Below are 10,437 nucleotides of genomic sequence, written 5' to 3' on the forward strand. Positions count from 1 at the left end.
TGCGGGCCGCAGGAGCCTGGGCCTGGGCCTCGGTCCCGGCCGGCGGTCGGTCGGGGTTCGGGCCCGGAGGTCAGTTGGGGTTCAGGCCGTGGGCGCGGAGCCAGGAGCTCGGGTCGATCGGCGAACCGCCGCCCGGGCGCACCTCGAAGTGCAGGTGCGGGCCGGTGGAGTTGCCGGAGTTGCCCGAGTAGGCGATCACGTCACCGGCCTTGACCTTGCCCGAGCGGATCTTGGCGCTGCTGAGGTGGCAGTACCAGGTCTCGGTGCCGTCGGGGGCGGTGAGTATCACCATGTTGCCGTAGGCGCTGTTCCACTGGGTGCGCACGGTGCCGTCCGTGGCGGCCATGACCGGGGTGCCGTAGGCGACGGGGAAGTCGATACCGGTGTGCAGCGACATCCAGTTGACGCCGGACTGGCCGTACCCGGCGCTCAGGCCGTGCTGGGCGACCGGCAGGGCGAACTTCGGGCGGGCCGCCTCCTTGGCCGCGGCCTCCGCCTCGCGCTTCTTCTTCTCCAGCTCCTGGCGCTCGCGCAGGTCGATGCGCTCCTGGGTGCGGCTCGCGCGGTCGGCGAAGTCGCCCGCGTCCGCGCTGAGCGCGGTCAGCTGGGTGTCGAGCTTGTTGTTGGCGGCGACCGGCTTGACCGAGGCCGGGTCGGGCGCGGCCATCGTGGTGGTGTCCTCGCCGCTCTTGCTGCCGCCGGTCAGTCCGCTGACGGAGGCGGCGGCCACGCCGGCGACGCCCATCACGCAGACCGAGGGCACGGCCACGGTGAGCAGGGCGGAACGCTTCGCCGGGGTGCGGCGGCGGCTGCTGCCGCCGCCCTTGCCCGCGGCCCGGCGCGCGGAGCGCGGGAGCGACGCGGACTCGGCGGCGATCGCCGCGGCCGACATCGTCATGGTCTCGGCGGCGTGCACGTCCTGCTGCGGCGCGGGCGCGGGCGCGTCGGCCAGTCCGTCCGGGGTGACGTCGATGCCGAACTCGTCGTCGGCCACGGCCTCGAAGGTGGCGGTGGCTTCGTAGGGGGCGGCGTCGAAGGCGGGCGCCTCGAAGGAGGGCGCTTCGAAGACGGCGGTGGCCTCGTAGGACGGGGCTTCGTAGGGCGCGGTGGGCGCCTCGAAGGTGGTGGTCGCCTCGTAGGACGCGGCCTGCTGCTCGTAGGCGGGGTAGTCGTAGCCGGCCTCGGGCTGGAACTGCCGGCCGAGGTCCTCGTGCGACGGCACGGACTCCTGCGGCACGCTGTTCCAGGCGGTGGCGTCGTAGGCGCCGGTCTCGGTGCCGGTGGTGCCCATGCCCATGCCCGGCACGGACCAGTGGCCGGTCTGCTCGGCGGAGGGGTCGTACCCGAAGGACGAACCCTGGTAGTCGGTGGACCACTGGCCCGTGGCGTCCTGCGGTGCGGACTGCGGCGGGATGGTGGTCAGGTAGCTCTCCTGCGGCGTGGCCGCGGCCCAGGCGGTGGCGTCGTAGGCGCCGGTGTCGTGGGAGCCGTAGGCGGTGTAGTCGTACCCCTGGCCCTGCGTTTCAAAGGAACCGTAGGACACATCACCAGCGAAAGTGGTGGTGGAGAGGCCGTCATACCCGGGATCCGGGTACTGGCCCGGGGAGGGGCGGTCGTTCACCAACTTCTCTTTCGCCTCGGCAGTGGGGGCCTGGGTGGCCGGGGAACGATGGATTCCCCGGAGGAGAGCAGTGGCGTGACTGTACCCGGCGGTCACTGGCAACGACAATCTTCCGAGTGCCTCGGGTCTTTCGGAACCGGGCATTCGGCCGCCTTTCGGTCACGGACTGATGTAGCCTTGGCCGTGAGTTCGAAATTCGTTCGACAAGCGGAGGGTTGTCCTTCACGCGACGGAAGGGACTCCGGAGGCCTTGTCCACGACGACCGGCACCGGACCGTCCAGGGCGCGCCGTACGGCGGCGATGACGGTCGGGTGCGCCGGCAGCGCCAGATGTCCGATCCCCGTGACCTGCACGTTCACCGCGGTCAGATCCGGGTGCTCGATCCGGGCCGTGCCGGTCGGGACCATGATGGCGTCGAACTCGCTCCAGAACGCCACACATCGGGTGCGACACCCCGGCGCCGGTGCGCGCAGTTCGGCCATCACATCGGAATCCGGACGCATCTGGCGCACCAAGGGGTGCGCGTCCATGAAGGGCGCCACCCGGGTGCCCCCGTGCGGCGTCCCGAGCGTGACAAGGGTGCGCACGCGCGCGTCGCCGCCGAGGCGCTGCACGTAGTAGCGGGCGGTGAGCCCGCCCAGGCTGTGGCCGACGATGTCGATCCGCTCGTGCCCGGTCCGCGCGCACAGCTCCTCGACCCGGGCGGCGAGCAGACGGGCGGTGTCGCGCAGATCGCGCGTGAACGGCGAGTAGTTGTACGCCTCGACCCGGCGCAGCCCGTCCGCGCCGAGGGCGCGGCGCAGCAGGACGAAGACCGAACGGTTGTCGTTGAACCCATGCAACAACAACACCGGCGGCCGCCCGGCCCTCCCGGCCGAGGCCGCGCCCGAGTCGTCGCCACTCGCCTCCCCGGCCCCGTCCCCGGGCCGTTCCTGGAACATCCCGGTGGGATAGAGCACGAGATGGCCGGCGAGAACGACAGCCTCCAACACGGCGGCCCGCAGCGCAGCCCCCGGCCACCGTCGGCTGCTCCGGCTGCCGAAGTGCCGCGCCACCGTGCCGTGCGGCTGACGGCGCGGTGGCGCGGCGACTCGTAGCGGCTCCCTTGACGACCGGTGCGTATGAATCAATGGCGTCCCACGTGTGATTTCCCCCTCCCGCTTGACCGTGAAACGGCACCGTGCGCGATGCTGTGCTTAACGTTCGTTCACTCGGGAGGCAGTGCGATGGGTGTGACCGGTCCGATCCGTGTGGTGGTGGCCAAGCCGGGTCTCGACGGCCACGACCGGGGCGCCAAGGTCATCGCGCGCGCCCTGCGCGACGCGGGCATGGAGGTCATCTACACGGGCCTGCACCAGACCCCGGAGCAGATCGTCGACACCGCGATCCAGGAGGACGCCGACGCGATCGGCCTGTCCATCCTCTCGGGCGCCCACAACACGCTGTTCGCGCGGGTCCTGGACCTGCTGAAGGAGCGCGACGCGCAGGACATCAAGGTCTTCGGCGGCGGCATCATCCCGGAGGAGGACATCGCCCCCCTGAAGGCCAAGGGCGTGGCCGAGCTCTTCACCCCCGGCGCCACCACCACGGAGATCGTCGACTGGGTCCGAGCCCACATCAGGCCGGCAGTCTGAGCCGCGCCCAGCCGGTCCGGGGCCGGTGAGGCACCGGCCGCGTCGGGCGGTTGGCCGGGCCCAGGCCCCGGGGCGACCAAGCCCAGCGGGGTCAAGGTCCGGCCGAGCCCAGTGCGGCCACGGCGGCCTGGCCGAGCCGAGCCGGGCCGAGCCGAGCCCGCCCGGGTCAGGCCGGGCCGTGCCCGAGTGGCCGCGTCGGACGGTCTGGCCGGGCCGGGCGGTCTGGCCGGGCCGGGCGGTCTGGCCGGAGCCGGGCGGGGAGGGCAGGGCCAGGGCAGGCAGGGACGGCCAAGCCGATCAGGCCGGTCCGGGCCGGGTCAGGGCGGGGAGAGCTCTGCCAGCATCGCCGCGCGGACGTGCAACGTGGCCACCAGCCGCTGGAAGGCTTCGCTCCAGTAGGACGACGCGCCCGGGGAGGCGTCCGGCGGGTCCTCCTGGAGCGTGGTCAGCGACTCCAGCCGGGCCGCCTCCGCCGGGTCCAGGCAGCGTTCGGCCAGGCCCATCACCCCGCTGAAGCTCCACGGGTAGCTGCCCGCCTGCCGCGCCATGTCGAGGGCGTCCACGACCGCCCGTCCCAACGTCCCCGACCACGGCACCGTGCACACGGCGAGCAGCTGGAACGCCTCCGACAGCCCGTGCGCCCGTATGAACTCCGCCACCCAGGCCGCCCGTTCCCCCTCGGGCAGCGTCTCCAGCAGCTTCGCGCGCTCCGCGAGCGAGGCCGTCGCCGGCCCGGCCGCCGGCGGGGCCGCCGCCGAGCCGAGCAGCGCCCGCGCCCACGCCGCGTCCCGCTGCCGGACGGCGGCCCGGCACCAGGCCGCGTGCAGCTCCTCCGCCCAGCCGTCGGCCATCGGCAGCGCCACGATCTCGGCCGGTTCCAGCCCGCCGAACCGCTCCCGCCAGCACCCCAGCGGCGCCGCCTCCACCAACTGGCCCAGCCACCAGGCCCGCTCGCCCCGCCCGGCCGGCGGCTTCCTGACCACCCCGTCCCGCTGCATCGCGGCGTCGCACTCGACCGGCGGCGTCACCCCCTCCGGACCCACACAGGCCAGGGCCCGCTCCGCCATCCGTGCCGCCAGCGCCGACTGCGGCAGCGCCGACAACAGCTCGGCCGCCGTCGCCCGGACGTTCCGGCTGCGGTCGCCCAGGGCCTCCTCCAGGAACGGCTCGTCCGCCGCCGACAGCCCCGTGCGCAACGAGTCCAGGAACATCAGCCGGTCCTCGGCCCGCTCCGTGGCCCAGGTCGAGGCCAGCAGCCGAACCGCCGCCGCGGCGTCGTACGCACGGACCGCCCCCAGCACGGCCACCCGCTCCGCGAACAACCCCTCCTGCCACAGCCGGTCCACCGCCCCCTCGTCCGCCGGGTCCGGCAGCTCCCCGCCGCCGGAGCCGCTGCGCAGCGCGAACCGCCACTCCGGATTCAGCCGGGCCAGCCACAGTCCCCGCGCCCCGGCCAGGGCCAGGGCCTGCGGTCTGAGGTCCGTACGGGCCCGGGCCGCGTCCAACAGGGCCGGCACCAGCGCCGCCGGCGCCCGGTACCCGTGCCGCCCGGCCGCCGCCAGCCACTGCGGCAGCAGTTCGGTCAGGTCCGGCGCCGTCCCCCGCCGGCCACCGCCCGCCGCGCCACGGCCGGTCAGCAGCTGTGCCAGCCGGTGCCGCGCCGCCTCCGGCGGCACCGGCCGCGGGTCCTGCGCCGCCGGCTCCGGCCGGACCCCCGCCTCGGCCGGCCGCAGCCCCGCCCGCCGACGCACCGCCCGTACGGCCGCCTCGTCCAGCAGCGCCCCGGGGGCACTGCCGCGCCGCCGGTCGGTGCCCAGCAGCGCGGCGCCGACCAGTTCCTCCCAGTCCCCGTTCATCGGATCCCCTCCCTCGTGTGGTGCTGCTCCGGTCCCGTCCCCTCCACGGGACCGGAGCAGTCAGTGGTGTCCCGGACCGCACGGCCCGGCTCAGGTGGCGTGGTTGTCGTCCACGTTCCCCCGTCTGTCGATGGTTCGAGCCGCACCCGGCCCGAACGGTCGGTCAGTCGATCACTCGGCACGCCGAGCAGCGATCCCCATCGAGATCCCTCGAACGAGCCCCTGCCGCGCAGCCGCACCGCCCCACCGCCGGCCACCAGCTCGGCCGTGCGGCGGCCTGTCGGTCCCGTCGGCCGGTGGCCGGTGGCCGACGGGTGCCGGCCGTCGGGCGCTCTTCCTGCCCGTCCGCTCAGCGGCCCGTCGGGTCCCGGCGTCCGCCGCGGCCCGTCGGGTCCCGGCGTCCGCCGGTTCGCCCGCCCAGCGGCCTGGCCAGGCACCGAGTCCGCCGGTCCGGCTTGCCCCGCGGCCGGCCCTCGGCCCAGTGCAACGGCCGCGCGGCGGCCTGATGGTTCGGCCGTGCACACGCCCGCGGACTTCACCGGTGGGGCCTCCCACCGGTCCCGGCCGTGCGGCGGCCCGCCGGTCCGGCCGTGCCCGGCCCTCGGCCGACGCAGGCCCGGTCGCCCGGTGCCCGGCCCAGCGCCCGGGGGCGACGCCCCGGCCCCGCCGCCAGGCCGGTCAGTTCAGGGATATCGGCTCCGCCGATTCCGGCTGCCAGGCCGTCAGGGGGGTGAAGCCCCGGTGTCCGCACTCGCCGAAGACCGTCACCGGGCCGCCGCCCGACAGCGCGGCCAGTTGCCACAGGCCCGACCGCGAGCGGGAGCCGGCCGAGGCCACCGGCAGGGCGTCCTGGCCGTCTGCGTCGGCCAGTTGCCAGCCGTGCTCGCCCGGTATCGGCACCACCCCGCCCAGCACCACCGGCCAGGACTCCAGCCACGGGTCCTCCCGCAGGGCGGCCCCGTACGCGTCCAGGGCCGCGCCCGTGGAGACCCCGTCCGGGATCCGCGCGTGCGGGACGGCCGTGCCGAACCGCTCGCCGAGATCCGCCCGCAGCCCGGCCGAGCCCGGGCGGAACCGGGCCTCCGCGTCGAGCACCAGCCCCACCGGCAGCGCCAGCCCGGGCGGCCGCCCCGGTGGGCCGAAGTCCAGCACCAGGGCCGGGCGTCCGCCGTCCAGGCCGTGCAGCCAGACCCGGCGGGTGGTGAGCTTGCCGTCCGGCGAGACCGTGTCGTACTGCGCGAGCACCAGCCAGCGGTCCCGCACCGCCGCCCCCTCCGCCGCGCCCGGCAGGCCCACCCGGGTCCGTACCGTGGCGGCCAGCGGCTCCGGCAGGGCCTCCACCCCGAGCCAGGCCCGGTCGAGCAGGTGCAGCAGCGCGCACTCCTCCAGCATCCGCCCGGGCCAGCCCGCCCCCGAACTCGGCACGGTGCCCAACTCCCGCACCCGCGCCGCCAGTCCCGGCGCCTGCGCGTCGACCATCCGGGCCGCCGTCTCCTCCCACCACCCGTACCCGGTCTGCTCCTGCCCGGCCAGTCCGCCGCGCAGCAGGTCGGTCAGCCGCTGCTCCAGCTCGGCGACGCCCGCCCCGATCCGCGCGGCCCGCCGCTCCGCCCGCTTGCGGGCGGCCTCGGCGTCGGCCGGCTTCGCCGCCCGCCCGGCGGCCGCAGGCGCCGCCGCCTTCACCGCCCGCGCCGCGAGCCACTCGGCCGCCCAGTCCGGCGCCTCGCACGGCTCGCCCAGCCCCTCGGCCGCCCACAGCAGCAACAGCCCCAGGGCGTGCTTGCACGGGAACTTCCGGCTCGGGCACGAGCACTTGTACGCGGGGCCCGTCAGGTCCACGACCGTCCGGTACGGCGTCCTGCCGCTCCCCTTGCACAACCCCCACACCGAACCGGAAGCGGAACCTCCGGTCTGTGACCACGGCCCCGCCCCGCCCAGCTTGGCCCCCGCCTTGCGCGACGCATCGTCAGGAGCCAGAGCCAGTACCTGTTCCGCCGTCCAGCGGACCCCCTGCTCAGTCATGGCAACCACCGTAGGGACCGGCACTGACAATGCGTCTGACCTGCAACAACGGGACGAGCACGGGGCGTTGTCAGTGGGGTGGTGCACGGTGGTTCCTGGCAGTCGGGAGCGGCTGCCGAGCCTGGAGGGGGAGCAGCACCATGTCCGAGAACACCACGCGTACCGACGTACTGCGACCGCATGCCGAAGACGCCTTCGCACACGAACTGAAAGCCCTGGCGGCTGCCGACGACCGGCCCCGCCCGGAGCGCTGGAAGCTCTCGCCGTGGGCCGTCGCCACGTACCTGCTCGGCGGCACCCTGGACGACGGCACGGTGATCACCCCCAAGTACGTGGGCCCGCGCCGGATCGTCGAGGTCGCCGTCACCACGCTCGCCACCGACCGCGCCCTGCTCCTGCTCGGCGTCCCCGGCACCGCCAAGACCTGGGTCTCCGAGCACCTGGCCGCCGCCGTCAGCGGCGACTCCACCCTGCTCGTCCAGGGCACCGCGGGCACCCCGGAGGAGGCCATCCGCTACGGGTGGAACTACGCCCGCCTGCTCGCCCACGGCCCCAGCCGCGAGGCCCTGGTGCCCAGCCCGGTCATGCGCGCCATGGCCGAGGGCATGACGGCCCGCGTCGAGGAGCTCACCCGCATCCCCGCCGACGTCCAGGACACCCTCATCACCGTCCTGAGCGAGAAGACCCTGCCGATACCCGAGCTCGGCGAAGAGGTGCAGGCCGTGCGCGGCTTCAACCTGATCGCCACCGCCAACGACCGCGACCGCGGGGTCAACGAGCTGTCCAGTGCACTGCGCCGCCGGTTCAACACCGTGGTGCTGCCGCTGCCCGAGTCCGTCGACGCCGAGGTGGACATCGTCGCCCGCCGGGTCGACCAGATGGGCCGCGCCCTGGACCTGCCGGACGCGCCCGAGGGCCTGGAGGAGATCCGCCGCGTCGTTACCGTCTTCCGCGAGCTGCGCGAGGGCGTCACCGACGACGGCCGGACCAAGGTGAAGTCGCCCAGCGGCACCCTGTCCACCGCCGAGGCCATCTCCGTCGTCACCAACGGCCTGGCCCTCGCCGCCCACTTCGGCGACGGCGTGCTGCGCCCCTCGGACGTCGCCGCCGGCATCCTCGGCGCCGTCGTCCGGGACCCGGCCGCCGACCGCGTCGTGTGGCAGGAGTACCTGGAGGCGGTCGTGCGCGAGCGCGACGGCTGGAAGGACTTCTACCGCGCCTGCCGGGAGGTGACCGCATGAGCGGCAACCCGCGGGGCGCTACGGCCACCACAGCCACTTCGGCGGCCGCCACAGCCACTTCGGCGGCCACAGCGGCGTCGAGGGCGACGGCGGCCGGCCCGGGGACCGGGGGCGGTGGGCCGCTGCTGCTCGGCGTACGGCACCACGGGCCCGGTTCGGCCCGGGCCGTCCGGGCCGCGCTGGAGGCGGCGCGGCCGGCAGCGGTGCTGATCGAGGGCCCGCCCGAGGGCGACGCCCTGCTGCCGCTGGCGGCCGACCCGGACCTGCGCCCGCCGGTCGCGCTGCTCGCGCACGCCGCCGACGATCCGGGGCGGGCCGCGTTCTGGCCGTTCGCCGAGTTCTCGCCCGAGTGGGTCGCGCTGCGCTGGGCCCAGGAGGCGGGCGTACCCGTCCGGTTCATCGACCTGCCCGCCGCCCACAGCCTGGCCGGGGCGGCGGAGCCGGCCGGACCGGAGGGTCCCGCCCCGGACGCGGACGCGGACGTGGACGTGGCGGATGCTGACGGGGACGGGGACGGGGACGGGGACGGGGATGCGGTGCGGGTGGATCCGCTCGCGGTGCTGGCCCGGACCGCCGGGTACGACGACCCCGAGCGCTGGTGGGAGGACGTCGTCGAGCACCGGGGCGGCGGCCCGGCCGACCCGCTGGCCGCCTTCGAGGCGCTCGGCGAGGCCATGACCGCCCTGCGGGAGGCCTACGGCGACGGCGGGCACCGGCGGGACCTGGTCCGCGAGGCGCACATGCGGCAGCGGATGCGGGCCGCCCGCCGGGAGTTCGGCGACGGGTACGCCGTGGTCTGCGGCGCCTGGCACGTCCCGGCCCTGCGGCAGCGGACCACCGTGGCGGCCGACCGCGCGCTGCTGTCCGGCCTGCCCAAGGTGAAGGTGGAGACCACGTGGGTCCCGTGGACCCATCGTCGGCTCGCCCGGGCCGGCGGGTACGGCGCCGGGATCACCTCGCCCGGCTGGTACGGCCACCTGTTCGCGGCCCCCGACCGGCCGGTGGAGCGGTGGCTGACCAAGGTCGCCGGTCTGCTGCGCGCCGAGGACCGGCAGGTCTCCTCCGCCCATGTCATCGAGGCGGTGCGGCTCGCCGAGACGCTGGCCGCCGTCCGCGGCCGCCCGCTGCCGGGTCTCACCGAGACCCTGGAGGCTGTCCGGGCGGTGATGTGCGACGGCTCCGACGTCCCGCTGGCGCTCGTCGAGGACCGGCTGGTGGTCGGGGACGCGCTGGGCGAGGTGCCGGACACCGCGCCCGTGGTCCCGCTCCAGCGGGACCTGACACGGCAGCAGCGGTCGCTCCGGCTCAAGGCCGAGGCGCAGGAGCGGGAGCTGGAGCTCGACCTGCGCAAGGACACGGACGCCGCCAAGAGCCGGTTGCTGCACCGGCTGAGGCTGCTCGGCATCGGCTGGGGCACGCCGACGGCCTCGCGGAGCAGCACGGGCACGTTCCGCGAGACCTGGCGGCTGCGGTGGGAGCCCGAGCTGTCGGTGCGGGTCGCCGAGGCCGGCATATGGGGGACGACGGTGGAGGCCGCGGCCACCGCCCGGGCCGAGGCGGACGCGGCCGCCGCCGAGGAGCTGGGTGAGGTGACCTCGCTGGCCGAGCGGTGCCTGCTGGCCGGGCTGTCCGAGGCCCTTCCGGCGGTGCTGCGGGCCCTGGCCGACCGGGCCGCCCTGGACACCGACGTGGCCCGGTTGGCGAAGGCGTTGCCCGCGCTGGCGCGGTCCCTGCGGTACGGGGACGTGCGCGGCACGGACACGGCGGCGCTGGCCAAGGTCGCGGCCGGCCTGGCCGAGCGCATATGCGTCGGCCTGCCCCCGGCCTGCGTAGGCCTGGACCCGGACGCCGCCGCGGAACTCCGCGGCCACGTGGACGCCGTCCACGGCGCCGTGTCCCTCCTCTCGGAACAGGCCCACGGCCCAGGCCCGGACGCGGCGGGGCCCGGGGCCGGCTCCGGCGAGGACGCCCACTCCGGCCGGGGTGGGCCCCGGGCGGACTCCGCCGGGGCCGACCCTGCCGAGGGTGCCGCCGGCCTTGCCGGGGGCGGGGGGCTCCGGGA

The 10,437-nt window shown here is 75.8% G+C and carries 7 protein-coding genes; 3 read left to right on the top strand and 4 right to left on the bottom strand.

What is annotated here, in order from left to right:
- Window positions 1–70: 70 nt before the first annotated feature.
- Together EF918_RS09710 and EF918_RS09715 are read right to left on the bottom strand one after the other, a co-directional pair.
- Window positions 71–1,765: a M23 family metallopeptidase gene (locus EF918_RS09710; RefSeq protein ID WP_125643796.1), complete on the bottom strand. Its 1,695-nt coding sequence runs from the start codon at window positions 1,763–1,765 to the stop codon at window positions 71–73.
- A gap of 78 nt (window positions 1,766–1,843) precedes the next feature.
- Window positions 1,844–2,626, bottom strand: coding sequence for a triacylglycerol lipase (locus EF918_RS09715; protein ID WP_260610019.1), 783 nt, complete (start codon window positions 2,624–2,626; stop codon window positions 1,844–1,846).
- Between the two features lie 222 nt (window positions 2,627–2,848).
- On the opposite strand from EF918_RS09715, the gene EF918_RS09720 reads away from it, so the two are divergent.
- A complete protein-coding gene (locus tag EF918_RS09720; protein WP_125643800.1) occupies window positions 2,849–3,256 on the top strand; it encodes a cobalamin B12-binding domain-containing protein in 408 nt (135 codons plus the stop codon).
- Between the two features lie 317 nt (window positions 3,257–3,573).
- Here EF918_RS09720 and EF918_RS09725 read toward each other — a convergent pair whose 3' ends face one another.
- Together EF918_RS09725 and EF918_RS09730 are read right to left on the bottom strand one after the other, a co-directional pair.
- Entirely contained in the window at window positions 3,574–5,112 is a 1,539-nt protein-coding gene (locus EF918_RS09725; RefSeq protein ID WP_125643802.1) for a DUF5691 domain-containing protein, read from the bottom strand.
- Window positions 5,113–5,790: 678 nt separating this feature from the next.
- Entirely contained in the window at window positions 5,791–7,134 is a 1,344-nt protein-coding gene (locus EF918_RS09730; protein WP_125643805.1) for an SWIM zinc finger family protein, read from the bottom strand.
- Between the two features lie 140 nt (window positions 7,135–7,274).
- Between EF918_RS09730 and EF918_RS09735 the strand changes: the two genes are divergently transcribed.
- Entirely contained in the window at window positions 7,275–8,375 is a 1,101-nt protein-coding gene (locus EF918_RS09735; RefSeq protein WP_125643807.1) for an AAA family ATPase, read from the top strand.
- Window positions 8,372–10,437 (top strand): DUF5682 family protein (locus tag EF918_RS09740; RefSeq protein WP_221889702.1); only part of this gene is annotated, 2,066 nt, incomplete at its 3' end. The genes EF918_RS09735 and EF918_RS09740, both read left to right, overlap by 4 nt.

The organism is Streptomyces sp. WAC06614, assembly GCF_003949795.1.
In the GTDB taxonomy this organism is placed as follows: Bacteria; Actinomycetota; Actinomycetes; order Streptomycetales; family Streptomycetaceae; genus Streptomyces.